Origin of the sequence: Burkholderia sp. AU31624 (genome assembly GCF_020420065.1) — a bacterium.
Taxonomy (GTDB): domain Bacteria; phylum Pseudomonadota; class Gammaproteobacteria; order Burkholderiales; family Burkholderiaceae; genus Burkholderia.
Genome location: NZ_JAIZRT010000003.1, coordinates 449,354 through 473,974 on the forward strand (window position 1 = coordinate 449,354; position 24,621 = coordinate 473,974).

A 24,621-nucleotide genomic window follows, 5' to 3' on the forward strand; every position below is an offset into this window, starting at 1 on the left:
GCCTAGAATCGACCTGTCCATCCCGTACCGGCTACGGCCCGCCCCCATCCAATCGGAGTCTTCGCATGACCCTGCATATCGGCTTTCTCGTGTTTCCAGGCGTCCAGCAACTCGATCTCACCGGCCCGCACGACGTGCTCGCGTCGCTGCCCGACGCCACCGTTCATCTGGTCGGGAAGTCGCGCGACTCCGTCGCATCGAGCAGCGGACTCGCGCTCGCGCCGACCTGCACGTTCGACGACTGTCCGCCGCTCGACGTGATCTGCATTCCGGGCGGGATCGGGATCAACGCGCTGTTGCTCGATGCCGAAACGATCGCGTTCGTGCAGCAGCGCGCGGCCGCCGCGCGCTACGTGACGTCGGTATGCACGGGTGCGCTGCTGCTGGGCGTGGCCGGCCTGCTGCGCGGGCGGCGCGCGACGACGCACTGGGCGTTCCACTCGCTGCTCGAGCCGCTCGGCGCGGTGCCGGTGCGCGAGCGCGTGGTGCGCGACGGCAACCTGATCACGGGCGGCGGCGTCACGGCCGGCATCGACTTCGCCTTGACGATCGCCGCGGAGCTGGCCAGCGAGGAAAAAGCGCAGGCGATCCAGCTGCAACTCGAATACGCGCCGGCACCGCCGTTCGACGCCGGTTCGCCCGACACCGCACCGGCAGCGGTCGTGAAGCGCGTCACCGAACGCTCGGCGGCAGGTTTCGCGACGCGCAAGGCGACGATCGAACAGGCGCTGCGCGCGAGGTCGCGCTGAACGCCGGTGCCGGAAAATCGACTTGAAAGCTCGAAGACTGGAAGACGAGAACGACGCGCATTCGCGCCGGAGAACCCATCGATGAACATCGTCCGCAGCGCCGCGTTCACCGCGGACCGCGCATGGGGCGCGCTCGACATCGCGAACCTGAACGGCATCACGGTCCGCCTGCACTGGACCGACCAGCCGTATCGGTGGCACGTCAACGACGGCGAGGAAGTGTTCGCGGTGCTCGACGGTCGCGTCGAGATGCGCTACCGAGAAGCAGGCGCCGAGCACGCGACGGTGCTCGAAACGGGTGACGTGTTCCACGCATCGGCCGGCACCGAGCACGTCGCGCATCCGCTCGGCGAAGCACGCATCCTCGTGATCGAAACCGAAGGCAGCGTCTGACGGCCCGCGGCCGGGTGTCGATGCCGCGCGGATGGCAACCGCCGCCTCCGCGCGGCCGGTTTCACCCGGTGATCGTCCCGGTGGCCTGCGACGCGATCAGCTTCGGCTGCGGCGTGCACAGGCACTGGCACAGGTCGTGTTCGAGCGCGACGACCTTGCCCATCACGGTCATCGTCCGCTCGCCGCCGTCGGACACGATCACGCCCGGCGACTTGCAGGCGGCGCAGAACACCGCTGCGCCGAGATAGGCGAGTTCGCGTCCGTCGAACGACGAATTGGCGATCCCTTCGAGCACGACACCGCCGTGGTCGGTCGTGTCGCCCTTCAGAATGAATTTGCGGCTCATGTTGTCGGTTCTTCCCTCGGAAATGCCGTGCAACGCGGCAGCGCGCAGGCAGTCGGAATCTGCCCGTCGATCGCGGGCGTCCCGCGAGCATATCACCGCGCGCCTCAGCCGCCTCCCGGATCAGGGTTCGTGCCGTATGCCGCCGGCGCCGCCATTCAGACGAACAGAGCGAGACACAGCACGGCGCCGCACAGATACGTGCCGAGCGCGCCGACGAAACGCGCGGGATTCGGGTCGGCCATCGTCGGCCAGGCAAGCAGGCCGATCACGAGCAGGCAGCGGCACGCGGTCGCCGCGACGATCAGCGCCAGGATCGCGCGCGATGGATCGTGTGTACCGAAATAGAGAAACAGCACCGCGAGAAACGGCGCGTATTCGGCCGTGTTGCCGTGCGCGCGCACGATCTTGTGCAACCCGTTCGCGGGATCGGGCGCGCACCCGGAACCGGTCGTGCACCGGAAGCGCGTGACGGACACGACGAACCCGAGCCCGAACAGCAGCAGCCCGAGAATGGCCGTGCAAACGAGCGCGACGGGGTGGATCGCCATGGGACTCCCGGCAAACGCGGAAATGCGCCGCAGATCCAATGATCGTACCCGTGACCGACACACGCGACCATCACGGAAACCCTCAGCATCGCCGTGCGCCGGACACAATTTTTCGGTCGGGTTCCGATCCCAATTGTCGCTCGGCCGCACCGCACGAAACCGGTGCATCGCCCCTGCCTGCCTGGGTGTCCGAGCCTGCCCGCCGACCCACCCCGCCATACGACGCCCCCGGCACGAAACGCGCAAACGTTACGCGTCGACGGCATGCACCAGCACAACGCAACTTGGGTGACAGCGCGTCGCAGGCATGCGCGTTGCGCCGACGCATCTCGGTAGTGAACGCCCTTGGCAGCCCGCTGCGGAGGACTACACTAATCCTTAATGGGGTGCGGCCGGAGCCCGCGCCTTCAGGGAGACGCCGCCATGAATCGGCCGCTGAATCGTATCCTGCCGCGCGTGACCGGTCCCGCATCGGTCTGGACGTGGGTCAAGTGGTCTTTGCTGGCCGCGCTGCTGATCGCCGTGGCGATCGTTGCGCGACTCGTGCAGAGCGAGATCGAAACGTCGCGGCTGCAGGCGCACTACCTGTCCGAGCTCACCCGCGATGTCGGCTACACGGTCGAGACGGGCCCGAGCGATCACATCCGCTTCCCCGCGAACGGCCCCTACGACCAGCGCCTCGGCTACGCGATGATTCCGGCGTTCCAGGAGCGGCTGCTCGCGCGCGGCTTCGTCGTCAGCAAGCAGGCGCGCGATTCGCAGCGAATGCTGTCGCTCGGCGAGCGCGGATTGTTCCTCCCGTTTGAAGAAAAGGACCAGGCGGGCCTGATGCTGTTCGATTCGACCGGCGCGCCGCTGTTCGCGACCGTGTTCCCGCAGCGCGTCTACGCCGACTTCGACCTGGTGCCGCGCGTGGTGGCCGATTCGCTGCTGTTCATCGAGGATCGCTACCTGCTCGATGCGAACGAACCGAACCGCAACCCGGCGATCGACTGGGGGCGCTTCGGCCGCGCGGTCGCCGACCAGGCGCTGCACGTGGTCAACCGCCATCAGGCGCGCCCGGGCGGCAGCACGCTCGCGACGCAGATCGAGAAGTTCCGCCATTCGCCCGAGGGCCGCACCGCGACGCCGCCCGAGAAGCTGCGGCAGATCGCGTCCGCGTCGGTGCGCGCGTACCTGAACGGCCCGCAGACGATGCTCGCACGCCGCACCATCGTCGTGCGCTACCTGAACTCGGTGCCGCTCGCCGCACGGCCGCATATCGGCGAAATCACCGGCATCGGCGACGGTCTCGCCGCGTGGTACGGCCGCGACTTCAACGACGTTAACCGGATCCTGTCCGCGCCGACGACCGGCGACAACGTCGACGAGCAAGGCAAGACGTTCCGCGAGGTGCTGTCGCTGATCATCGCGCAGCGCGCGCCATCGTACTTCCTCAACCGCGGCTACCCGGCGCTGCAGAAGCTGACCGACAGCTACCTGCGGCTGCTGTCGAACGGCGGCGTGATCTCGCCCGCGCTGCGCGACGCCGCGCTTGCCGCGCAGATCGAACGCAGCGCGCCGCCGGCCGCCGCGCACGTGCAGTCGTTCGTGTCGCGCAAGGCCGTGACGTCCGCGCGCGCGTCGCTGCTGTCGGCGCTCGGCATCAGCGACCTGTACCAGCTCGACCAGTTCGACCTGCAGGCAACCAGCACGCTCGACAACGGCGTGCAGCAGGCGGTCGCCGAACGGCTCGCCCAGGCGTCGACGCGCGACGGGGCGCAGAAGGCCGGCCTGTACGGTTTCGAGATGCTCGCGCCGAAGGACGACCCGTCGCACCTCACGTACAGCTTCACGCTGTACGAACACCGCAACGGCGCGAACCTGCTGCGCGTGCAGACCGACAGCGTGAACGAGCCGTTCGACGTGAATCGCGGCGGCCGCATCAACCTCGGCTCGACCGCGAAGCTGCGCACGCTGATCACGTACCTGCAGATCGTGTCCGACCTGCATGCGCGCTACGCAAACCTGTCGAACGCGGAACTGGCGCGCGTGAAGCCCGATCCGATCGACGGGCTGTCGCACTGGGCGCTCGACTACCTGTCGCATACGCGCGACCGCTCGCTGCAGGCGATGCTCGACGCGGCCGTCGAGCGCAAGTATTCGGCGAGCCCGGACGTGTTCTACACGGGCGGCGGCGCACAGGTGTTCTCGAACTTCGAGAAGTCGGACAACGGCCGCATCCTGACGCTGCACACGGCGTTCGAGCATTCGGTCAACCTCGTGTTCGTGCGGCTGATGCGCGACATCGTCCACTACGAGACGCTGCAGGCGGCCGGCCCGTCGTCATCGTGGCTCGGCGATCCGGAGCAGCGCCGGCATTACCTGCAGCAGTTCGTCGACGGCGAAAGCCAGGTCTACGTGAAGCGCTACTACACGCGCTATGCGGGCAAGGCGCCCGACGACGCGCTCGCGCTGATGCTGAAGGACGTGCGCAAATCGCCGCCGAAGATCGCGACGGTGCTGCGCAGCGTCGCACCGAACGAATCGCTCGCGTGGTTCGATGCGCAGATGCGCGTGCAACTGAAGGGCACGCCCGCCGCGACGCTGTCCGACGACGATCTCGCCCGGCTCTACGCGAAGTACGCGATCGACCGCTTCAACCTCAACGATCGCGGCTATATCGCGAGCGTGCATCCGCTCGCGCTGTGGACGCTCAACTACCTGCGCGCGCACCCGGCAGCGTCGCTCGCCGATGTCCAGCGCGAGAGCCGCGACGCGCGTTTCTACACGTACTCGTGGCTGTACAAGACGCGCTACCACGCGACCCAGGACCGTCGCATCCGTCGCATGGTCGAGCTGCGCGCGTACGCGGAAATCACGAAGTCGTGGCGCGCGCTCGGCTACCCGTTCGCGGAAGTCACGCCGTCGTACGCGGCCGCGATCGGCGCATCGGGCGACCAGCCCGACGCACTCGCGAAACTGATCGGCCTGATCGCGAACGGCGGCCAGAAGGCGCCGACCGAGACGATCACGCGGCTCGACTTCGCGAAGGGCACGCCGTACGAAACGCACTTCGAGCGCGCGGTCGCCCGGCCGCAGCCGATGCTGTCGCCGGAGATCGTCAACGTGGCGCACACGCTGCTGCGCGACGTCGTGCTCAACGGCACCGCGCGCCGCCTCGCGGGCGGCTTCACGCTGCCCGACGGCAAGACGCTCGACGTGTACGGCAAGACGGGGACGGGCGACCAGCGCTTCAACGTCTATGCGCGCGGCGCGCGGCTGATCGAGTCGCGCAAGGTGAACCGCAGCGGCACCTTCGTGTTCGTGCTCGGCGACCGGTTCTTCGGGGTCCTGACCGCCACGGCGCACGAGCCGTATGCGGCACGCTACGACTTCACGAGCGCGATGGCCGTGCAGTTGCTGAAGTCGATGGCGCCGGCGCTCGCGCCGCTGATCGAACGCCCGGCCGGCACGCGCACCGCGGGCCCCGCCCCGCAGGCGGAAACGCCCGCGCCGGGCGCCGCGACCGCGCAACCGTCCTGACGGCCACGCGTCCGTTCATGCGCCGGCGCGCCGCTCAATGCGAGCGGCCGTCGTAGTGCGTGACCGGCAGCGCGTCGATATCGACATCCTCGAGACAGCGCACGTTGATCGCGGCCATCGCGGTGCCGTTCGGGTGGACGCCCTCGCCGAACGTGTGAATCCCGCAGCGCTTGCAGAAGCGGTGCTGGATCACGTGCTTGTTGAACGTGTAGGTGGCGAGATGGTCGTCGGGCGTGAGGAGCGTCATGTGGTCGCGCGGCACGAACCACATCAGCGCGCCCTTGCGCCGGCAGATCGAGCAGTTGCACGCCATCACGCCCTGCAGGTCGCCTTCCGCCTCGAACTTCACGTCACCGCAGTGACAGCTTCCGCGATAAAGCATGGTCGTCTCCCGGTGCGGCCCGTGCGCATCGACGGCGCCCCGGCGGAACACCGTTGGCCAGGCCGATCCAAGCGGGTACAGTAGCGCGCACCTGCGCCGCACGCAATGTCCGTGCGGCGCCCGTCCCGACCCCGTCCAAACCAAGGAAAACCGTCATGCTCGAACTGCGCCCCGGCTGCGAATGCTGCGACAAGGACCTGCCGCCGGATTCGGCCGATGCACGCATCTGTACGTTCGAATGCACGTTTTGCGCGACCTGCGCCGACAACGTGCTGAAGGGCCGCTGCCCGAACTGCGGCGGCGACCTGGTCGTGCGCCCGCGGCGGCCGGCGAGCCTGCTCGCGAAGTACCCGGCATCCACCGAACGCATCCACAAGCCGGGCGGCTGCGCGAACGCCTGACGGCGCCGCACGGCCCGCCCCTCCCCGTCACGACATCTCGATCCGTGCGCGCGTCACCGCGAGCAGCGCGGCCATCGCGCGGCGCGCACCGTCCTCGTCGCGCACGCGGATCGCGTCGTTGACGGCCATGTGCTCGGCGAGCGACGCGTTGTATACGTCCGCGCGGCGCGCATTGAGCTGCAGTTGCGCCTCGAGCGTGCGATCGATCAGCGTGCCGAGCGGCACCAGCAGTTCGTTGCCGCCGGCCTCGAGCACGCTCAGGTGAAAGCGCAGGTCGGCGCGCACCCATTCGTCGACGTTGCGCGCGGCGGCCATCGCGCGCGCCGCGCCGTCGATCGCGTCGAACGTCTCCGGCGTATGCATGCGCGCGGCAAGCGCGGCCGCGTACGGCTCGACCATCTCGCGCATCTCCTGCAGCTTCAGCGCGAACGCGATCGGCGGCGCGACACGCGCGTACCAGTCGAGCAGGTCGGCGTCGAGCAGGTTCCAGACGCCGCGCGGCCGCACGCGCGTGCCGATCTTCGGCCGCGACTCGACGAGCCCCTTCGACGTGAGCGTACGCAGCGCCTCGCGCATCACCGTGCGGCTCACGCCGTACATCACCATCAGGTCGGGTTCCCTCGGCAGCAGCGACTCGGGCGGGTAGTCGCCGCGCAGGATCGCCGTGGCGAGCCGGAAGGCCGTTTGTCCATGCAGGTCGCGTCGAATGATCGTTCTCCGTTATGCGAGTACCCGGGCGTGCCGGCTGCCCACTATCTGCACAATAGTGCTATTAATACTATTTTTTATCGGGCTGCGCTAGGATAACCGCGAAAGCATGCGACCGTGCGCCGCGCCCGACTGCCCGCGCCGGTCAACCCTGGAGACTCGCACCGTGAAAATTACCCGCCTCGAAACCTTCGTCGTCCCGCCGCGCTGGCTGTTTCTCAAGATCGAAACCGACGAGGGCATCGTCGGCTGGGGCGAGCCGATCGTCGAAGGCCGCGCGCACACGGTCGAGGCCGCCGTGCAGGAGCTGGCCGACTACCTCGTCGGACGCGACCCGCTGCTGATCGAGGATCACTGGCAGGTGATGTACCGCGCGGGCTTCTACCGCGGCGGCCCGATCACGATGAGCGCGATCGCGGGCGTCGACCAGGCGCTGTGGGACATCAAGGGCAAGCATCACGGCGTGCCCGTGCACGCGCTGCTCGGCGGCCAGGTGCGCGATCGCATCAAGGTGTATTCGTGGATCGGCGGCGACCGGCCGAGCGACGTCGCGAACAATGCGCGCGCGGTGGTCGAGCGCGGCTTCAAGGCCGTGAAGATGAACGGCTCCGAGGAGCTGCAGATCGTCGACACCTACGACAAGGTCGAGCAGGTGATCGCGAACGTCGCGGCGGTGCGCGACGCGGTCGGCCCGCACGTCGGGATCGGCGTCGACTTCCACGGCCGCGTGCACAAGCCGATGGCGAAGGTGCTCGCGAAGGAGCTCGATCCGTACAAGCTGATGTTCATCGAGGAGCCGGTGCTGTCGGAGAACGCCGAGGCCCTGCGCGACATCGTCAACCAGACCAACACGCCGATCGCGCTCGGCGAGCGGCTCTACTCGCGCTGGGATTTCAAGCACATCCTCGCGGGCGGCTACGTCGACATCATCCAGCCCGACGCATCGCACGCGGGCGGCATCACCGAGTGCCGCAAGATCGCGACGCTCGCGGAGAGCTACGACGTCGCGCTCGCGCTGCACTGCCCGCTTGGGCCCATTGCGCTCGCCGCGTGCCTGCAGCTCGACGCGGTCAGCTACAACGCATTCATCCAGGAGCAGAGCCTCGGCATCCACTACAACCAGGGCAACGACCTGCTCGACTACCTGCGCAACCCCGAGGTGTTCCGCTACGAGGACGGCTTCGTCGCGATCCCGCAGGGCCCGGGGCTCGGCATCGACGTGAACGAGGAGAAGGTGCGCGAGATGGCGAAGACGGGGCACCGCTGGCGCAACCCGGTGTGGCGTCACGAGGACGGCAGCGTCGCCGAGTGGTGAGCGCGATGCGCGGCGTGCGGCTTCGGCCCGCGCGGCAAGTATCGATTCGAGAACGGCTGCCCACGGGCAGCCGTTTTTGCATGCGCAGTGCGGTGCCCGGCACGTGCCGGGTGCGCGACGGCGGCCTTGCGCCGCGCCGCGCGCGCCCTGCCGTCAGCCGATCGCCGCGAACCCCGGCACGCTGAACGACAGCACGGCGGCTGCGACGAACACGCCGATCATCGTCAGCGCCTCGAGATGCAGGATGTTGCGGAACGTGTGTGCATCCTCGGTCGACGCGGTGCGGCGCAGGCGCGGCAGCGCCGCGAAGCGGTTCAGGCCGCCGAGCACGAGCGCGAGCGCGACGAGCAGCAGCTTCAGCAGCAACACGCGCCCCCACGTGCTGCCGTCGAGCGGCGCGAGCGAACCGCCGAGGCCGCGGATCGCATTGAGCGCGCCGGTGCCGAGCACGAAGACGACCGCGATGATCGACGTGCGCGACAGATGCTGGCCGATGCGGATCAGCGCGCCGCGCGCGACCGACGACCCGAGCGCCGGCAGCACCGCGAGCCCGCCCGCGAGCACGAGGCCACCCCACACGGCCGTCGCGAGCAGGTGCAGCGTCTGCACGCCGACCGCCGCGGACAGCGCACCCGTATCGGCCGCATGGCCGAGCGACGCCTTGCCGGCGGCGACCACGATCACCGCGAGCCACAGCACCGCGTGCGCGGCCGGGCCCTCCGGCTTCGCCAGCGCGACGATCGCGAGCACCACGGCGCCGGCGAACGCGACGCTCCACGCGAAGCCCGTATGCGTCTGCATCAGCATCACGGGAATCGCGGCGAACGCGCCGCCGAGCCCCGCCCCGCTCATCGTCGCGGCCTCGTAGACGAGCCAGCCGAGATCCGCGAGCACCAGCGCCAGCGCCGCCGCGACCAGCGAATGTTGCGCGCGCAGCCACGCGGAATGCGACGGCGCGACGACCGGACGCGCACCGTCCTTGCCAAGCCATGCCTTGAGCAGCGCCGAGCCGACCGCCATCGCGAACGCGGCGTCCATCAGCGCCGCGAGCGCGACCTGACCGATCCACAAGCTGTCGAACTTCATCGCGCACACCCTCCCGACAGCGGCAGGCCGGCGAGGTGGCAGCAACGGGATGGACAGCGTGAGGAAGGCAACGGCACGGTAGAAAACGTCATCGATGAATCCGGAAACGGGAGAAATGACTGGACCTGCGGCGGAGGCGGCGCCGCGCGACCCGCGAGTGTACGGTCTTCGATGGTGAAAACGCACGCCGGTTCACACCGACACGTCGCAATGCGCGTCAAATTGTCGCAAGTCGCAAACGGACAGGAACCGATGTCCTTTTGCCAAATAGCCGTCATTACCCATCGATGATAGAATGCCGCGTCGCAGCAGCCCGGCTGCCCTGCCGTCATGCGCCGAGCCGATCGTAGCCCGGACAACAGGTCCCCGTCGAATAAACATGGAGTCTCGTGTGTCTTCAAGACGCCTCTTCCGTCCGCTGCTCGCCGTACTGATGTTCGGCAGCGCGGGCCTTATGAGCGCTGCCCAAGCGCAGACCAAGCCCACGGAGCAAGCGCACGCCCAGCAGGCGCCGCTCAAGGCACCCGATACCATGGCCGAGCGTGTGCGCGGCTGTACGGCCTGCCATGGCGTCCACGGCCAGGGCACGGACAACGACTACTTCCCGCGGCTTGCCGGCAAGCCGGCCGAGTACCTGTACAACCAGCTCGTCAACTTCCGTGACGGCCGGCGCAAGTACCCGCCGATGAACTACCTGCTGACGTACCTGAACGACGACTACCTGCGTGAAATGGCCGAGCACTTCTCGGCCGAACGCCCGCCGTACCCGGCGCCGGCGAAGCCGACGCTGCCGGCCGCGACGCTCGCGCGCGGCAAGCAGCTCGTCACGCAAGGCGACCCGTCCCGCAAGCTGCCGGCCTGCGTGGCCTGCCACGGCGCGACGCTGACCGGCATGCAGCCGGCGATCCCGGGCCTGGTCGGCCTGCATGCCGACTACCTGAGCGCGCAGATCGGTGCATGGCGTTCGGGCAACCGTCACGCGAAGGCGCCTGACTGCATGCATGAAGTCGCTTCGAAGCTTTCCGACGAAGACGTGACGGCCGTGACCGCATGGCTTGCCGCGCAACCGGCGCCCGCCAACCCCGTGCCGGCTCCGGCGCGTTCGATGAAGACTCCGCTCGCCTGCGGCAGCGAACCGCAATAAGGCAAGGGAGACAGACACAATGAAACGCAAGTCCCTGTTTGCACTCTCGGCCGTCGCGATCGTCGCGGCTGCCGCTCTCGTGCCGGTCCTGTGGCCGGGCAACGACACGCTGCACGGCGCTTCCGCCGTCGCGGCCACGCCGGCCGACCAGGCCGCGCTGATCAAGAAGGGCGAATACCTCGCGCGCGTCGGCGACTGTATCGCGTGCCACACCGTGCGCGGCGGCAAGTCGTTCGCGGGCGGCCTGCCGATGGCGACGCCGTTCGGCACGATGTACACGCCGAACATCACGCCGGACGACAAGGACGGCATCGGCAAGTGGACGTCGGATGACTTCTACCGCGCGATGCACACCGGTCGTTCGAAGGACGGCAGCCTGCTCTACCCGGGCTTCCCGTTCGCGAGCTACACGAAGGTCACGCGTGCGGATTCGGACGCGATCTACGCGTACCTGCGTTCGGTCGCGCCGGTGTCGGTGCCCAGCCGTCCGCATGAACTGAAGTTCCCGTTCAACAACCGCAACCTGCTGATCGGCTGGCGCACGCTGTTCTTCAAGGAAGGCGAATACAAGCCGGATCCGACCAAGTCGGTCGAATGGAACCGCGGCGCGTACCTCGTCGAAGGCCTCGGCCACTGCTCGATGTGCCACACGTCGATCAACATGATGGGCGGCCCGGTGACGGGCTCGGCATTCGCCGGCGGCCTGATCCCGCTGCAGAACTGGTATGCGCCGTCGCTGACGAACGACAAGGAACTCGGCCTCGGCGACTGGCACGTGCAGGAGCTGTCCGACCTGCTGCAGGCCGGCGTGTCGCAGAAGGGCGCGGTGTTCGGCCCGATGGCGGACGTGGTCCACAACAGCCTGCAGTACATGACCGACGAAGATACGCGCGCAATGTCGACGTACCTGAAGTCGATCCCGCAGAAGGCTGAAGCGCCGAAGAACATGCAGTACGAGCCGTCGAAGCAGTTCGGCAACGCGCTGTTCGACCAGGGCAAGAAGATCTACGCGGACAACTGCGCGACCTGCCACGCCGAAAACGGCGCGGGCAAGCCGCCGGCGTATCCGCCGCTCGCGGGCAACCACTCGATCATGATGGAATCGGCCGTCAACCCGATCCGCATGGTGCTGAACGGTGGCTATCCGCCGAGCACGTTCAAGAATCCGCGTCCGTACGGGATGCCGCCGTTCGCCCAGTCGCTGTCGAACCAGGAAGTTGCGGCGGTCGTCACGTATATCCGGGTATCGTGGGGCAACAACGGTACGCCGATCTCGCCGCAACAGGTGAGCGACCTGCGTTCCGCGCCGCTCGACTAAGAAGCGGCTGACACAAACGGGGCGCGGCTGCGGGAAACCGCGGCCGCGCCCTTTTGCATTTTGCATTTTGCGATGTCACCTCCCGCGCGGGCCGCGCGCGACGTCGCCGATCATAAAACTGAAGAGTGGTATCTATGTCTTTCGAATCTCTCGGCTTGGCCGAACCGCTGGTCAAGGCGGTCAACGAGCTCGGCTACACGTCGCCGACCCCGATCCAGCAACAGGCGATCCCGGCCGTCCTCGGCGGCGGCGACCTGCTCGCCGGCGCGCAAACGGGCACCGGCAAGACCGCCGGCTTCACGCTGCCGATCCTGCAACGCCTGCACACGTTCTATGCGGAACATCGCGGCGCGAAGCGCGCGGTGCGCGCGCTGATCCTCACGCCGACGCGCGAACTCGCCGCCCAGGTCGAGGAAAGCGTCCGTGCGTACAGCAAGTACCTGAAGCTGCGCTCGACCGTGATGTTCGGCGGCGTCAGCATCAATCCGCAGATCGATGCGCTCAAGCGCGGCGTCGACATCGTCGTCGCGACGCCGGGCCGCCTGCTCGATCACATGCAGCAGAAGACGATCGACCTGTCGGACCTCGACATCCTCGTGCTCGACGAAGCCGACCGGATGCTCGACATGGGCTTCATCCACGACATCAAGCGCGTGCTCGCGAAGCTGCCGCCGCAGCGCCAGAACCTGCTGTTCTCGGCCACCTTCTCCGACGAGATCAAGGCGCTCGCCGACAGCCTGCTCGACTCGCCCGCGCTGATCGAGGTCGCACGCCGCAACACGACCGCCGAAAGCGTCGCGCAGAAGATCCACCCGGTCGACCGCGACCGCAAGCGCGAACTGCTCACGCACCTGATCCGCGAACACAACTGGTTCCAGGTGCTCGTGTTCACGCGCACGAAGCACGGCGCGAACCGGCTCGCCGAGCAACTGACGAAGGACGGCATCAGCGCGATGGCGATCCACGGCAACAAGAGCCAGTCGGCACGCACGCGCGCGCTGGCGGAGTTCAAGAACAGCACGCTGCAGGTGCTCGTCGCGACCGATATCGCCGCGCGCGGGATCGACATCGACCAGCTGCCGCACGTCGTCAACTTCGACCTGCCGAACGTGCCGGAAGACTACGTGCACCGGATCGGCCGCACGGGCCGCGCGGGTGCGACCGGCGAAGCCGTGTCGCTCGTGTGCGTCGACGAGAAGCAGCTGCTGCGCGACATCGAGCGGCTGATCAAGCGCGAGATTCCGCAGGAAGTGATCGCGGGCTTCGAACCCGATCCGAACGCGAAGCCCGAGCCGATCCAGCAGCGCCGCGGGCAGCAGCAGCCGCGCGGCGGTGGCGGCGGCGGTGGCAATCGCCAGCCGCGCGCAGGCGGCTCAGGCCAGCCGGCCGCGAAACGCGACGGCAATGCGCAACCGAAGGCTACCCAGCAGAAGGCCGCGAAGCCGCGCACGCAAGGGCAAGGCGGCGCCGGCGGCAACGGCGGGCGTCCGGCCGGTGGCGGCAACAGCGCGCGCCCGGCGAACGGCAATGCCGCGCACGCGAACCGCAACCGCTCGTCGCGCAGCGGCCAGCGCGGTCACTGAAGCCGTGCGGCTGCGCGCCGCAGGTGCTCGACCTGGCGTTGCCAGCGCGCGAGCACCTCGGTGCGCTCCCCTTCCAGCGTGAACGTGACACCTGTCGCGAGACGCGCATAGCCGACCCGCTGCGCATCGCCGTGCGCGATCGTCGCAGCGAATCCGGCCAGTCCGCCGAAATCTCCTTCGAGCGGTGCCATCCTCAATTGCGCCTGAAAGAACGCGCCGTCCGCGACCAGCGTCAACGCGGCCGATCGCCGGTGCGCGATCGCGCGCGCCGCACGCGATTGCGGCCAGAGCGCCAGCAGCAGCGTGCGCGCATCGTGTGCATAGATTTCGCCGACGCCGAGCAGCGTCGTGCGCAACTGACCATCGTCGGTCGCGACGATCAGCGACGCGGCGAGGTCGGCATGACGTTCGAGCGCGGTACCGTCGAACAATGAGACGACGGCCGGCGGCCACGCATCGAACGTCCATTGTTCGAGCGCGTCGCGATGGGTATCGGTCATGATGGCGTGGCCCCGGTGGACAAGCGGATGAAGAGCCGCAGCATACGCGCGTCGGGCCGCGCCGCGGCGCTCAGCGCAGGAACACGTGCCGCGTGATCTTCGTGAGCGGATAGTGAACGCCCGGCTGGATCTTCGCGGGCAGGTCGAGCGGCTTGAGCAGCATCTTCACGCACATGTCGGCCGACAGGTTGCGCCGCACGAGCGTGCTGATGCGCGCGGCGCGTTCGCGGTTGTACTGGCTGTCGCCGACACGATCCGGATAGCGCACCGCGAACACGTGGCGCAGCGCGATCTCCGAATCCTCGTTCTTGATTTCCATCACGCGGCGCGCCAGCGCGCCGAGCACCGCAAGGCGGCCATTGCCTTCGACCTGGTTGTACTTCTTGAAGAACTTGAAGAAGTGCTTGTAGTGGCGTACTTCGTCGGTGCGGATGTTGTCGGTGATTTCCTTCAGCACGGGCTCGTCCGAGCACTCGTTGATCGCGCGATAGAGCGTGGCCGTGCCCGTTTCGACGACGCAGCGCGCGACCATCTCGAGCGCGCGGGTCTTCTCGAACGCCTCGACCTTGCAGGTCTGCGAATACTCGGCGAAGAAGTTCGCGAACGCGGTATCCCAGTCGAACTCCGGCCACACGTGCGCGATGTACGCCTTCAGCGCGCGCCCGTGCTGCAATTCTTCGTGCTCCCATGCATTGTTGAGCCATGCGGAGACTTCCGGATCGTCGTTGAAGAACTGGCTCAGATTGCTCGTGTAGAGATCCGAGCCGCTTTCGATGAACGACGACGCGCACAGCAGCAGCAACAGATCCTCGTTCGCGGCGGCACGTTGACGATCGATCCGGTTCAGGTCGATGTCCTCGATTCGCCACGGCATCACATGCGTCGTTTTGGTGTCCATGGTAGTGCGCTCCCAGTCGTCGCGCGGGGCCGGCCCATGCCTTCGGCACAGGCGCCGGCCATCCCGCAGGCGGCGTTTTACTTGCGTTTATAGTGGATTGGTCCGGCCGAACCATGCTGGCATCTTAGCCGGACTTTGATGTTCATGCTTCAAAGCACTGACCATACCCGACAAGCGCAGTTCCACGGCGTCTGTTGCCGTTCGTTAGACGAGTCCTTCAAACCGCTTGCGCCCGCGCGGTGATACGGCTTGCCGCAAACGAAACGGGCGGCCATTCGGCCGCCCGCGAAGCACACGACATGCCGGCGAAAGCCGCCAGGAATCCGTCAGAAACCGGCCGCCAGACCGTCGCGCCGGCTGTCGCTCGCGGCCGCGTAGCCGCGCTCGCGATCGTCGCGATCGAGACGCCAGATGAACTGCCCCGAACCGAAATCCATGTAAGGATCGTCGATCGACTTGATCGTATGGCCGCGTGCGGCCAGCGCATCGACGGTCGCGCGATTCATCGTCGCCTCGACGTCGAGCGTGAAGTCGCGGTTGACCTTCCAGCGCGGCGCATCGCAGGCCGCCTGCGGTTGCTGCCCGTAGCCGAGCATCCGCACGACGGTCTGCAGGAGCCCTTGCGGCTGCATGTCGCCGCCCATCACGCCGAAGCTCATCACGGCCTCGGTCCGGCCGTCGACCTCCTCGGTGACGAACGCCGGGATGATCGTGTGGAACGGCCGCTTGCCGCCCGCGACGACGTTCGGCGAAGCCGGGTCCATCGAGAAGCCGTGCCCGCGATTCTGCAGCGCGATGCCGGTGCCGGGCACGACGAGCCCCGAGCCGAAGCCCATGTAGTTCGACTGAATGAAGCTCACCATCATCCCGCGCTCGTCGGCCGCCGACAGGTAGATCGTGCCGCCCGAATGCGGCCGGCCGGCGGCGAAGTGCGTCGCGCGCGCGGGATCGATCAGTTTCGCGCGCTCGGCGAGATACGCGTCGTCGAGCATCTGCTCGGGCGTGACTTCCATCGCGCGTGGATCGGCGACGTAGCGATAGACGTCCGCGAACGCGAGCTTCATCGCCTCGATCTGCAGATGCTGCGAGTCGACCGAATCGACTGGCCATTCGGTCACGCCCGCGTGCTCGGCGATCCCGAGCGCGATCAGCGCGGCGATGCCCTGCCCGTTCGGCGGAATCTCGTGGATCGTGTGACGGCCGAAGCGCTTGCCGATCGGCTCGACCCATTCCGGCCGGTACGCCTGCAGGTCGGCTGCGGTCAGCGCGCCACCGCCTTCGCGGGAGAACGCGGCGATGCGCTCGGCGAGCGCGCCCTCGTAGAACGCGCGCGCCCCCTCCTTCTGCAGCGTGCGCAACGTCTGAGCATGGCCCGGCAGGCACACGCGCTCGCCCACCTGCGGTGCGCGGCCGTGCGGCATGAAGGTGTCCGCGAAGCCCGGCAGTCCCTTGAGTTCTGGCACCGCGGCCGCCCACTTGTGCGCGACGATCGGCGGCACCGCATAGCCGCGCTCCGCGATCTCGATCGCCGGTTCGAGCAGGTCCGCGAACGGCAGCGAACCGAACTTCGCATGCAGCGCTTCCCAGCCCGCGATCACGCCCGGCACGGTGACGGTGTCCCAGCCGCGCGTCGGCTTGTTCGCGATGCCGTTGCCCGCCTCGCCGTGGCGCTTGCGGAAATAGTCGACGTTCCATGCGGCCGGCGCGACGCCCGACGCGTTCAGCCCGGACAGCCGCTCGCCGTCCCACACGAGCGCGAACGCATCGCCGCCGAGCCCGCACGACACGGGCTCGACGACCGTGATCGCGGCCGCGGCGGCGAGCGCCGCGTCGACCGCGTTGCCGCCCTTCCACAGCATCCGCAACCCCGCCTGCGCGGCGAGCGGGTGCGACGTCGACACGACGTTGCGCGCGAACACCGGGATGCGGGTCGTCGGATACGGGTTGTGCCAGTTGAAGCCAGTCATCGGTTCCACCTCGTCGAAAGCTGAATGATCGCGCCGGACGCGCACCCCGCGCGCGCGGACAATCCGCCATTGCAGCGCGATCGGCACAATCGCACAAATTCATTTGTGAAATGAATCCATGCAATTTCCACATGAATATCGGGCAAGCCTGCGGGCCGGGCCGGCCTAACGCCGTTGCCGCCCTTACAATACCCGCTCCGTCTCACGACACGACCATCGAGCCATGACCCGAGATCCCCGCCTCACCCTCAACGCGCGCCAGCAGGAATTGCTCGAATGGGTGCAGCGCGACGGCTTCGTGACCGTCGACGATCTCGCCGCGCACTTCGCGGTGACGCCGCAGACGATCCGCCGCGACGTGAACTGGCTGGCCGACCTGAACCTGCTGCGCCGCTACCACGGCGGCGCGAGCCTGCCGACCAGCTCGGAGAACGTGTCGTACACCGCGCGCCAGCGGATGTTCCACGACGAGAAGCGGCGCATCGCAGCACTCGCGGCGTCGCACATTCCCGACCAGGCGTCGCTGTTCATCAATCTCGGCACGACCACCGAGGAAGTCGCACGCGCGCTGAACCGCCACCATGGGCTGCATGTGATCACGAACAACCTGAACGTCGCGTCGATGATGAGCGGCTACCCCGACTGCGAGGTGCTGATCACGGGCGGCATCGTGCGGCCGTGGGACAAGGGGATCGTCGGCGAACTCGCGATCGACTTCATCCGCCAGTTCAAGGTCGACTACGCGATCATCGGCACGTCGGCGATCGAGGCCGACGGCACGCTGCGCGACTTCGACACACGCGAGGTGCGCGTGGCCGAGGCGATCATGCAGCATGCGCGCACCGTCTATCTCGTGACCGACCATTCGAAGGTCGGCCGTCCCGCGCTGGTGCGCCAGGGTCACCTGAGCCAGGTGCACGCGCTCTTCACCGACAAGCCGCTGCCGCCCGAGATGGCCGATACCGTGGCGGCCGCCGGCACCCAGGTGTACGTCGCCGAGTGACGGTTCCGATGCTGCACCGCACCTAAAACTTCAAGTGAAATCAAGAAGTTGGCGTCGCGAGCAAACCGCTTGCGCGCGGTCCGGCTGTCAAACGGAAAATTAACGGGGCCCGATTTGTCGTTGCCTGCGCGCTCGACTAGACTCCAGTTCCCCGGCCTATTTCGACCGTTCCGCCTGTGCCAGGGCGCGGACGAATGGCATGGCCGGCGAATACAGCTTTCCCCCCAAGCCATACCCCGCTGGGTATCGCGCGTCGGCCCGTGCGCCGGCTGCGCGGGCTGACTGGTCGCCATGGAGAGAACGATGCTGAGTCCGCATGAATTCGCCACGCTATTGCTTGTGAAGGACGCTCCCGATCAAACCCACATGGATCGGGACGAAATCGACGCGCTGCTCGAACAGCAGCTCGTCCGTCTGGAAGGCCTCGGTTCGGGACGCAAATACTGCGTGACCGAAACCGGCGACGCCGCACTGCGATCCATCAAATACCGCTATTCGTAAAACCACACCGTTCCTGACCTGACCGCGCCGCCCGGATGCCGGGCCGCGCGGCCACTTCCGCTTCCGTCCCCCACCCCGCCCCAGCCTGTTTCAACCCCCGCGCAGCGTCGGATCGACCGCCGCCCGCCAGCTGATGGCCTGCGCCCGCGCACCGTTGAAATACGCGATCCAGCCGGCACGCGCCGCCGCGTCCGGCGCCGCATAGTGCGTCGAAAGTTCGTTTACGAACGCACAATAGTTCGCATCGGTCAGCCCACGATACCGTTTCGCCACGTACGCGTCATATAGCGTCGAGTAGACCGGCTGAGCGTCCGCGCCCCAGTCCCGCGCCGTGCCGCCGCATGACGTCTGCAGGTCGGCGAACGACGGCGTGCGCCAGTTGCCGGCGAGCGGCGGCATCCCGGCAGTGCACCCCGCCAGAAGGACGGCGCACGCGCCGGCCCACATCCCAATACGCATGATTCACCTCGCGAAACGGTCGATTTCGCCAGTATCGTCCGGGATCGTGCCGCGCGCTACTGACCCCGCTTTATCGAACTTTACTTTTTCGATTTCGTTCGTTAAATTTCGAATTCGAACATTTTCTGTTCAACCCTTTCCCTCAGACGATAAGGACAGCAGGTGACCCAACCGAATCGCTACGATCTGCTCGTCGTCGGCGGCGGCATCAACGGCGCGGGCATCGCGCGCGATGCGGCCGGCCGCGGCCTGTCGGTCATGCTCTGCGAGCAGGACGATCTCGCGTCGCACACGTCGTCGTCCAGCACGAAGCTGATTCACGGCGGCCTGCGCTACCTCGAGTACAACGAGTTCGGACTCGTGCGCAAGGCGCTGCAGGAGCGCGAGACGCTGCTGCGCGCGGCGCCGCACATCATGTGGCCGCTGCGCTTCGTGATGCCGCACATGCCGAACCTGCGTCCGGCCTGGCTGATCCGCATCGGCCTGTTCCTTTACGATCACCTCGCGAAACGCGAACTGCTGCCCGGCTCGCGCGGCATCGACATGCGCCGCCATGCGGCCGGCGCGCCGCTGATCGACTCGATCAAGCGCGGCTTCGTCTATTCGGACGGCTGGGTCGACGACGCGCGCCTCGTCGTGCTGAACGCGATGGATGCGAAGGAGCGCGGCGCCCAGATCCTGACGCGCACGAAGCTGGTGTCCGCCGAACGCCGCGGCGACGAATGGGAAGCGCGACTGCAGCACGCCGACGGCTCGATCCGCGTCGTGCATGCACGTGCGATCGCGAACGCGGCCGGCCCGTGGGTCGGCGAAGTGCTGAAAGGCGCGCTCGGCCGCGGCGCGCACCACAGCGTGCGGCTCGTGAAGGGCAGCCACATCATCACGCGCCGCCTGTTCGATCACGACCACGCGTACATCTTCCAGAACCCGGACAAGCGGATCATCTTCGCGATTCCGTACGAGCACGATTTCACGCTGATCGGCACGACCGACGTCGAATACACGAACGATCCCGCGAAGGTCGCGATCGATCGCGACGAGACGCAGTACCTGTGCGACTCGATCAACCGCTACTTCAAGCGCAAGATCTCGCCGGCCGACGTGCACTGGACCTACTCGGGCGTGCGCCCGCTGCTGGAAGACGAGAACGCCGCGAACGCATCGGCCGTCACGCGCGACTACCGCCTCGAGCTGGACGACGGCGCGGGCGCCCCGCTGCTGTCGGTGTTCGGCGGCAAGATCACGACGTTCCGCAAGCTCGCGGAAGAAGCCGGCGACATGCTGTGCCGCGCACTCGGCCGCGACGCGAAGACCTGGACGGCCGGCGTCGCGCTGCCGGGCGGCGACATCGCGAACGCGAAGTTCGACGCATTCGCCGATACGTTCGCCAAACGCCATGCGTGGCTGCCCGCCGCGCTCGCCCGCCGCTATGCGCGTGCCTACGGCACGCGCGCGGAACGCGTGATCGACGGCGCGAAGTCGCTCGCCGATCTCGGCACCGAAATCGCACCGGGCCTCTACGACGCCGAACTGCGCTACCTGCGCGACGCCGAATGGGCGACCTGCGCGCAGGACGTGCTGTGGCGCCGCTCGAAGCTCGGCCTGCACGTCGCGCCCGGCACGCTCGACGCGGTGACCGCCGCGGTCGACGCGTGGTTCGCCGCCGCGCACGCGCCGCACGCCTGACCGGAATGCAGTTGCAGTTGCTTGACCGACGTTGACTCACCGACGCGCCGCCCCACATGCGGCGCGCATCACAACTAAGCCAAATCCACGGATGGAGATGAGAGACATGCAGGATCAGTACATCCTCGCGCTTGACCAGGGCACCACGAGTTCCCGCGCGATGCTGTTCGATCGCCAGGGCAATATCGTTTCGATCGCCCAGAAGGAATTCGAGCAGATCTACCCGCAACCCGGCTGGGTCGAGCACGATCCGCAGGAAATCTGGTCGACGCAAGCCGGCGTCGCCGCCGAAGCCGTCACGCGCACGGGCCTGAACGGCACGTCGATCGCCGCGATCGGCATCACCAACCAGCGTGAAACCACGATCGTCTGGGATCGCGAGACCGGCCAGCCCGTCTACAACGCGATCGTCTGGCAGGATCGCCGCACGGCCGACTTCTGCGATTCGCTGAAGGCGCAAGGCTTCGAGGCGAAGGTGCGCGCGAAGACCGGCCTGCCGATCGATTCGTACTTCTCGGGAACCAAGATCCGCTGGATTCTCGACAACGTGCCGGGCGCACGCGAGAAGGCGAAGCAGGGCAAGCTCGCGTTCGGTACCGTCGACAGCTGGCTCGTGTGGAACTTCACGAAGCACGAGCTGCACGTGACCGACGTGACTAACGCGTCGCGCACGATGCTGTTCAACATCCACACGCGCGAGTGGGACAACGAACTGCTCGACATGCTCGACATCCCGCGCAGCATGCTGCCGGAAGTGAAGGCGTCGTCGGAAATCTACGGCCACACGAAGACCACCGTGTTCGCATCGAAGATCCCGCTCGCGGGCATCGCGGGCGACCAGCACGCGGCACTGTTCGGCCAGATGTGCACGACGTCGGGCATGGTGAAGAACACCTACGGCACCGGCTGCTTCCTGATGATGAACACCGGCGACAAGCCGATCGAGTCGAAGAACAACCTCGTCACGACGATCGCCTGGCAGATCGGCGACGACGTGCAGTACGCGCTGGAAGGCAGCATCTTCATCGCGGGCGCGGTGGTGCAGTGGCTGCGCGACGGTGTCGGCATCATCAAGTCGGCCGCTGAAATCGAAGCGCTCGCCGCGAGCGTGCCGCACACCGACGGCGTCTACCTGGTGCCCGCGTTCGCCGGCCTCGGCGCACCGCACTGGAACGCGCGGGCGCGCGGTTCGGTGTTCGGCGTCACGCGCGGCACGACCTCCGCGCACCTCGCACGCGCGGCGCTCGATTCGATCGCGTACCAGTCGCTCGACGTGCTGGCCGCGATGGAAGCCGATTCGGGCATCAGCATCGGCGAGCTGCGCGTGGACGGCGGCGCGAGCGCGAACGACCTGCTGATGCAGTTCCAGGCGGACCTGCTCGGCGTCGACGCGGTGCGTCCGCAGATCACCGAGACGACCGCGCTCGGCGCGGCCTACCTCGCGGGTCTCGCGATCGGCTACTGGAAGAACCTCGACGAAGTGCGCGACCAGTGGCAGCTCGATCGCCGCTTCTCGCCGTCGATGCCGAAGGAGCACGTCGAACGCTGCATGTCGGGCTGGCAGCGTGCGGTGCGTGCCGCGAAGGCATGGGCCGACGACGCGCAGTAACCGTCAGGCATCCGGACGAAATACAACAACACCGGCGGACCGCGCACTGCGCGAGTCCGCCGTGATTCAAGAGAGACAAACATGTCACCTTATATTGCGGAATTCATCGGCACAGCGATCCTCGTGCTGCTCGGCAACGGCGCGGTCGCAAACGTGCTGCTTGCAAAGACCAAGGGCAAAGGCGCGGACCTGATCGTGATCGTGATGGGCTGGGCGATGGCCGTGTTCGTCGCCGTCTACGTGACCGCATCGTTCAGCGGCGCGCACCTGAACCCGATCGTCACCATCAGTCTCGCGCTCGCGGGCAAGTTCGCGTGGTCGAAAGTCGGCGGCTACGTCCTCGCGCAGATGCTCGGCGGGATGGCCGGCGCGCTGCTCGTGTGGCTCGCCTATCGCCAGCACTTCGCGAAGGAAGCCGATGCGGACCTGAAGCTCGCGGTGTTCTGCACGGCGCCCGCGATCCGCAGCGTCACGCACAACGTGCTGACCGAAGCGATCTGCACGTTCGTGCTGATCCTCGGCGTGCTGTACCTCGCGTCGCCGCAAGTCGGCCTCGGCGCGCTCGACGCACTGCCCGTCGGCCTGCTCGTGCTCGGCATCGGCATCTCGCTCGGCGGCCCGACCGGCTATGCGATGAGCCCCGCGCGCGACCTGTCGCCGCGCATCATGCACGCGCTGCTGCCGATCCCCGGCAAGCGCGACAGCGACTGGCGCTATGCATGGGTGCCCGTCGTCGGTCCGCTGCTCGGCGGCGCCGCGGCGGCCGGCCTGTACCTGCACCTGCACACGACGATCTGATCGTCGCTTGACCGAAACGCGCGGCGATCCTCGCCGCGCGTTTTGCTTTCCTTCCTTCGTTCGCCTTCCCTCGCGCTCCGCCGCTTCGCCGCTTCGTTTCCGCTACCGGCCTCACTCGGCCGAGACCAGCGACTTCAGCTTCACCCCCGTATCCGCGACAGCCGACGGGCTCACGTCGATCCCGCGCTCGACCAGCATTCTCGCCACCCGCATGTCCTTGACGAACCCGGACACGCGGCCGAAACCGCTTGCGGCGACGAGCCGCGCACCGGCGTCGAAATGGAAATGGATTTCCGCGTCGTCGCCGAGCGCGCGCGCGACCGATAGTTCGCCGAGTACCGGCTCACCGGCCACCTGCAACTGCGCGTCGTATTGATCCGACCAGAACCACGGCGTCTCGCGATACGGCTCGTCGGCGCCGAGCATGTTGCGCGCGGCGACGCGCGCCTGGGTCTCGGCGCCGTGCCACGTCTCCTGCCGGACGGGCCGCCCCGACAACGCACTCGGGAACACCGCGACGTCGCCGGCCGCGTAGATGCCGCGCGCCGATGTCTCGAGCCGCTCGTTCACGACGATGCCGCGCTCGACGGCGAGGCCCGCCTCACGCGCCAGCTCGTCAGCCGGCTCGATGCCGATGCCGGCGACGACCGTGTCGGCGATCAGCGTGTCGCCGTCGTCGAGTACGACGGCCAGCGCGCCGCCCGTCGTCCGCTCGATCGCAACCGGCTTCCGCTTCACGCGAATGGCCACGCCCTGCCGTTCGTGAAGCGCGTGCACGCGCGCCGCGATCGCCTCCGGCACTGCGCGCCCGAGCAGGCGCGACGCCGCATCGAGCACCGTCACGCGGCACCCGCGCAGTCGCGCCGACGCCGCGACTTCGAGGCCGATGAAGCCGCCGCCGATCAGCACGACCCGCGCATCGGGCGCGAGCCGCGTGCCGAGCGCCGCCGCATCGTCGAGCGTGCGCAATGCAAACACGCCGTCCAGCGTCGCACCCGGAATCGTCAGGCGACGCGCGCGGCCGCCGGTCGCGAGCAGCAGCGCGTCGTAGCCGACCACGCTGCCATCCGACAGGCGCACTTCGCGTGCGCCCGGATCGATGCGCTCGACCGTCGCGACGACCGGCTCGATACGATCGGCCGCCCACGCCGCCGGATCGCGCAACCGGCACTGCGCCGCGCTGCGTTCGCCGGTCAGCACGCCCTTCGACAACGGCGGCCGCTCGTACGGCAGGTGCGCCTCCGCGCCGATCAGCACGATCCGCCCACTCCAGCCGGATTCACGCAGCACCTGCGCCGCGCGGCCGCCCGCGTGGCCCGCGCCGACGATCGCCATCACCCGATCGTTCGTCATCGCGTCACACCTCGATCAGGATGCGGCCGTCTTCGATCTTCGCGCGGTATGTGCGCAGCTTCTCGCAGGCGGGCGCGGACAGCGGCCGGCCGTCGCGCACGTCGAAGCGCCCGTTGTGCTTCGGGCATTCGATCACGTGGTCGATCACAAGCCCGTCCGCGAGATGTACTTGCTCGTGCGTGCACAGGCCGTCGCTTGCATAGACTTCGCCGTCGATGCGGTAGATCGCGTACGTGTGGCCGGCATGGTCGAAGCGCGCGACGTCTTCGTCGTCGATGTCGTCGAGCGCGCCGGTGTCGATCCATTGCGTCATGTTGCGTGTCTCCTGGGTTGGAAGAGTCGATATCGG

24 protein-coding genes are annotated in these 24,621 nt (G+C 67.8%); 13 read left to right on the plus strand and 11 right to left on the minus strand.

Features of this window, described 5'->3' with window-relative positions; all coding sequences use genetic code 11:
* The first annotated feature begins 65 nt into the window (after positions 1 to 65).
* Both LGM89_RS12375 and LGM89_RS12380 read left to right on the plus strand, forming a co-directional pair.
* Positions 66 to 749, plus strand: coding sequence for a DJ-1/PfpI family protein (locus LGM89_RS12375; protein WP_226273137.1), 684 nt, complete (start codon positions 66 to 68; stop codon positions 747 to 749).
* Positions 750 to 830: 81 nt separating this feature from the next.
* A complete protein-coding gene (locus LGM89_RS12380; RefSeq protein WP_089495573.1) occupies positions 831 to 1,142 on the plus strand; it encodes a cupin domain-containing protein in 312 nt (103 codons plus the stop codon).
* Positions 1,143 to 1,203: 61 nt separating this feature from the next.
* On the opposite strand, the gene LGM89_RS12385 is transcribed toward LGM89_RS12380, so the two are convergent.
* A complete protein-coding gene (locus LGM89_RS12385) occupies positions 1,204 to 1,488 on the minus strand; it encodes a PAAR domain-containing protein (RefSeq protein WP_039359956.1) in 285 nt (94 codons plus the stop codon).
* A 155-nt stretch (positions 1,489 to 1,643) separates the two neighbouring features.
* Positions 1,644 to 2,036, minus strand: coding sequence for an MAPEG family protein (locus LGM89_RS12390; protein ID WP_226273138.1), 393 nt, complete (start codon positions 2,034 to 2,036; stop codon positions 1,644 to 1,646).
* Positions 2,037 to 2,459: 423 nt separating this feature from the next.
* On the opposite strand from LGM89_RS12390, the gene LGM89_RS12395 reads away from it, so the two are divergent.
* Positions 2,460 to 5,561: a transglycosylase domain-containing protein gene (locus tag LGM89_RS12395; protein WP_226273139.1), complete on the plus strand. Its 3,102-nt coding sequence runs from the start codon at positions 2,460 to 2,462 to the stop codon at positions 5,559 to 5,561.
* Positions 5,562 to 5,595: 34 nt separating this feature from the next.
* On the opposite strand, the gene LGM89_RS12400 is transcribed toward LGM89_RS12395, so the two are convergent.
* Positions 5,596 to 5,943 (minus strand): GFA family protein, encoded by a 348-nt coding sequence (locus tag LGM89_RS12400; protein ID WP_089431884.1) that lies wholly within the window; start codon positions 5,941 to 5,943, stop codon positions 5,596 to 5,598.
* Between the two features lie 155 nt (positions 5,944 to 6,098).
* Between LGM89_RS12400 and LGM89_RS12405 the strand changes: the two genes are divergently transcribed.
* Entirely contained in the window at positions 6,099 to 6,344 is a 246-nt protein-coding gene (locus LGM89_RS12405; protein WP_089495576.1) for a DUF1272 domain-containing protein, read from the plus strand.
* A gap of 27 nt (positions 6,345 to 6,371) precedes the next feature.
* On the opposite strand, the gene LGM89_RS12410 is transcribed toward LGM89_RS12405, so the two are convergent.
* Entirely contained in the window at positions 6,372 to 7,055 is a 684-nt protein-coding gene (locus tag LGM89_RS12410) for a FadR/GntR family transcriptional regulator (RefSeq protein ID WP_089495577.1), read from the minus strand.
* 163 nt (positions 7,056 to 7,218) lie between these two features.
* Here LGM89_RS12410 and dgoD point away from each other — a divergent pair, with 163 nt between their 5' ends.
* Positions 7,219 to 8,367 (plus strand): galactonate dehydratase, encoded by a 1,149-nt coding sequence (dgoD, locus tag LGM89_RS12415; protein ID WP_089426266.1) that lies wholly within the window; start codon positions 7,219 to 7,221, stop codon positions 8,365 to 8,367.
* Between the two features lie 153 nt (positions 8,368 to 8,520).
* Here the strand turns inward: dgoD and LGM89_RS12420 are convergent, their stop codons facing one another.
* Positions 8,521 to 9,453 (minus strand): CopD family protein, encoded by a 933-nt coding sequence (locus LGM89_RS12420; protein ID WP_089431658.1) that lies wholly within the window; start codon positions 9,451 to 9,453, stop codon positions 8,521 to 8,523.
* 379 nt (positions 9,454 to 9,832) lie between these two features.
* Here LGM89_RS12420 and LGM89_RS12425 point away from each other — a divergent pair, with 379 nt between their 5' ends.
* The 3 genes from LGM89_RS12425 (at position 9,833) to LGM89_RS12435 (ending at position 13,498) form a co-directional block, all read left to right on the plus strand.
* A complete protein-coding gene (locus LGM89_RS12425; protein ID WP_046544481.1) occupies positions 9,833 to 10,597 on the plus strand; it encodes a c-type cytochrome in 765 nt (254 codons plus the stop codon).
* A 19-nt stretch (positions 10,598 to 10,616) separates the two neighbouring features.
* Positions 10,617 to 11,915 (plus strand): c-type cytochrome, encoded by a 1,299-nt coding sequence (locus tag LGM89_RS12430; RefSeq protein WP_089426268.1) that lies wholly within the window; start codon positions 10,617 to 10,619, stop codon positions 11,913 to 11,915.
* A 134-nt stretch (positions 11,916 to 12,049) separates the two neighbouring features.
* A complete protein-coding gene (locus LGM89_RS12435) occupies positions 12,050 to 13,498 on the plus strand; it encodes a DEAD/DEAH box helicase (protein ID WP_089426269.1) in 1,449 nt (482 codons plus the stop codon).
* Here the strand turns inward: LGM89_RS12435 and LGM89_RS12440 are convergent.
* From LGM89_RS12440 to LGM89_RS12450, 3 genes are all read right to left on the minus strand, one after another.
* On the minus strand, positions 13,492 to 13,998 hold the full coding sequence (locus LGM89_RS12440; RefSeq protein ID WP_226273140.1) for a hypothetical protein: 507 nt from the start codon (positions 13,996 to 13,998) through the stop codon (positions 13,492 to 13,494). The two genes, LGM89_RS12435 and LGM89_RS12440, sit on opposite strands and share 7 nt — an antisense overlap.
* Positions 13,999 to 14,068: 70 nt before the next feature.
* Positions 14,069 to 14,896, minus strand: coding sequence for a ferritin-like domain-containing protein (locus LGM89_RS12445; RefSeq protein ID WP_039360322.1), 828 nt, complete (start codon positions 14,894 to 14,896; stop codon positions 14,069 to 14,071).
* 326 nt (positions 14,897 to 15,222) lie between these two features.
* Positions 15,223 to 16,863, minus strand: a complete 1,641-nt coding sequence (locus LGM89_RS12450; RefSeq protein ID WP_226273141.1) for a gamma-glutamyltransferase family protein — start codon at positions 16,861 to 16,863, stop codon at positions 15,223 to 15,225.
* A gap of 223 nt (positions 16,864 to 17,086) precedes the next feature.
* On the opposite strand from LGM89_RS12450, the gene LGM89_RS12455 reads away from it, so the two are divergent.
* Both LGM89_RS12455 and LGM89_RS12460 read left to right on the plus strand, forming a co-directional pair.
* Complete coding sequence (locus tag LGM89_RS12455; RefSeq protein ID WP_006493999.1) at positions 17,087 to 17,866, plus strand: DeoR/GlpR family DNA-binding transcription regulator; 780 nt, start codon at positions 17,087 to 17,089, stop codon at positions 17,864 to 17,866.
* A 303-nt stretch (positions 17,867 to 18,169) separates the two neighbouring features.
* Positions 18,170 to 18,367 carry a hypothetical protein gene (locus LGM89_RS12460; protein WP_011353109.1) on the plus strand — a complete coding sequence of 66 codons (198 nt, stop codon included), beginning with the start codon at positions 18,170 to 18,172 and terminating at the stop codon, positions 18,365 to 18,367.
* A 90-nt stretch (positions 18,368 to 18,457) separates the two neighbouring features.
* Here LGM89_RS12460 and LGM89_RS12465 read toward each other — a convergent pair whose 3' ends face one another.
* Positions 18,458 to 18,826, minus strand: a complete 369-nt coding sequence (locus LGM89_RS12465) for a hypothetical protein (RefSeq protein ID WP_089495582.1) — start codon at positions 18,824 to 18,826, stop codon at positions 18,458 to 18,460.
* Between the two features lie 162 nt (positions 18,827 to 18,988).
* Between LGM89_RS12465 and glpD the strand changes: the two genes are divergently transcribed.
* The 3 genes from glpD to LGM89_RS12480 all read left to right on the plus strand — a co-directional run bounded on the left by glpD (position 18,989) and on the right by LGM89_RS12480 (position 22,919).
* The gene (gene glpD / locus LGM89_RS12470; RefSeq protein ID WP_089495583.1) at positions 18,989 to 20,512 is read left to right on the plus strand and encodes a glycerol-3-phosphate dehydrogenase; all 1,524 of its coding nucleotides are present in this window, start codon (positions 18,989 to 18,991) and stop codon (positions 20,510 to 20,512) included.
* A gap of 106 nt (positions 20,513 to 20,618) precedes the next feature.
* The gene (gene glpK, locus LGM89_RS12475; RefSeq protein WP_089431661.1) at positions 20,619 to 22,121 is read left to right on the plus strand and encodes a glycerol kinase GlpK; all 1,503 of its coding nucleotides are present in this window, start codon (positions 20,619 to 20,621) and stop codon (positions 22,119 to 22,121) included.
* Positions 22,122 to 22,202: 81 nt separating this feature from the next.
* Positions 22,203 to 22,919: an MIP/aquaporin family protein gene (locus LGM89_RS12480; protein WP_006484467.1), complete on the plus strand. Its 717-nt coding sequence runs from the start codon at positions 22,203 to 22,205 to the stop codon at positions 22,917 to 22,919.
* Between the two features lie 111 nt (positions 22,920 to 23,030).
* Here LGM89_RS12480 and LGM89_RS12485 read toward each other — a convergent pair whose 3' ends face one another.
* Both LGM89_RS12485 and LGM89_RS12490 read right to left on the minus strand, forming a co-directional pair.
* Positions 23,031 to 24,272, minus strand: a complete 1,242-nt coding sequence (locus LGM89_RS12485) for an NAD(P)/FAD-dependent oxidoreductase (RefSeq protein ID WP_089495584.1) — start codon at positions 24,270 to 24,272, stop codon at positions 23,031 to 23,033.
* Positions 24,273 to 24,276: 4 nt separating this feature from the next.
* Positions 24,277 to 24,585 (minus strand): non-heme iron oxygenase ferredoxin subunit, encoded by a 309-nt coding sequence (locus LGM89_RS12490; protein ID WP_089495585.1) that lies wholly within the window; start codon positions 24,583 to 24,585, stop codon positions 24,277 to 24,279.
* Positions 24,586 to 24,621: the final 36 nt, after the last annotated feature.

Excerpts from the sequence above, each read along its gene's own strand:
- LGM89_RS12460 (WP_011353109.1), top strand. The coding sequence starts at position 18,170 with ATGCTGAGTCCGCATGAATTCGCCACGCTATTGCTTGTGAAGGACGCT.
- LGM89_RS12450 (WP_226273141.1), bottom strand. The coding sequence starts at position 16,863 with ATGACTGGCTTCAACTGGCACAACCCGTATCCGACGACCCGCATCCCG.
- LGM89_RS12440 (WP_226273140.1), bottom strand. The coding sequence starts at position 13,998 with ATGACCGATACCCATCGCGACGCGCTCGAACAATGGACGTTCGATGCG.
- LGM89_RS12390 (WP_226273138.1), bottom strand. The coding sequence starts at position 2,036 with ATGGCGATCCACCCCGTCGCGCTCGTTTGCACGGCCATTCTCGGGCTG.
- LGM89_RS12400 (WP_089431884.1), bottom strand. The coding sequence starts at position 5,943 with ATGCTTTATCGCGGAAGCTGTCACTGCGGTGACGTGAAGTTCGAGGCG.
- LGM89_RS12455 (WP_006493999.1), top strand. The coding sequence starts at position 17,087 with ATGACCCGAGATCCCCGCCTCACCCTCAACGCGCGCCAGCAGGAATTG.
- LGM89_RS12480 (WP_006484467.1), top strand. The coding sequence starts at position 22,203 with ATGTCACCTTATATTGCGGAATTCATCGGCACAGCGATCCTCGTGCTG.
- LGM89_RS12385 (WP_039359956.1), bottom strand. The coding sequence starts at position 1,488 with ATGAGCCGCAAATTCATTCTGAAGGGCGACACGACCGACCACGGCGGT.
- LGM89_RS12445 (WP_039360322.1), bottom strand. The coding sequence starts at position 14,896 with ATGGACACCAAAACGACGCATGTGATGCCGTGGCGAATCGAGGACATC.
- LGM89_RS12380 (WP_089495573.1), top strand. The coding sequence starts at position 831 with ATGAACATCGTCCGCAGCGCCGCGTTCACCGCGGACCGCGCATGGGGC.
- LGM89_RS12375 (WP_226273137.1), top strand. The coding sequence starts at position 66 with ATGACCCTGCATATCGGCTTTCTCGTGTTTCCAGGCGTCCAGCAACTC.
- glpK (WP_089431661.1), top strand. The coding sequence starts at position 20,619 with ATGCAGGATCAGTACATCCTCGCGCTTGACCAGGGCACCACGAGTTCC.
- LGM89_RS12420 (WP_089431658.1), bottom strand. The coding sequence starts at position 9,453 with ATGAAGTTCGACAGCTTGTGGATCGGTCAGGTCGCGCTCGCGGCGCTG.
- LGM89_RS12425 (WP_046544481.1), top strand. The coding sequence starts at position 9,833 with ATGGAGTCTCGTGTGTCTTCAAGACGCCTCTTCCGTCCGCTGCTCGCC.
- LGM89_RS12435 (WP_089426269.1), top strand. The coding sequence starts at position 12,050 with ATGTCTTTCGAATCTCTCGGCTTGGCCGAACCGCTGGTCAAGGCGGTC.
- LGM89_RS12395 (WP_226273139.1), top strand. The coding sequence starts at position 2,460 with ATGAATCGGCCGCTGAATCGTATCCTGCCGCGCGTGACCGGTCCCGCA.
- LGM89_RS12485 (WP_089495584.1), bottom strand. The coding sequence starts at position 24,272 with ATGACGAACGATCGGGTGATGGCGATCGTCGGCGCGGGCCACGCGGGC.
- LGM89_RS12405 (WP_089495576.1), top strand. The coding sequence starts at position 6,099 with ATGCTCGAACTGCGCCCCGGCTGCGAATGCTGCGACAAGGACCTGCCG.
- LGM89_RS12465 (WP_089495582.1), bottom strand. The coding sequence starts at position 18,826 with ATGCGTATTGGGATGTGGGCCGGCGCGTGCGCCGTCCTTCTGGCGGGG.
- LGM89_RS12490 (WP_089495585.1), bottom strand. The coding sequence starts at position 24,585 with ATGACGCAATGGATCGACACCGGCGCGCTCGACGACATCGACGACGAA.
- LGM89_RS12430 (WP_089426268.1), top strand. The coding sequence starts at position 10,617 with ATGAAACGCAAGTCCCTGTTTGCACTCTCGGCCGTCGCGATCGTCGCG.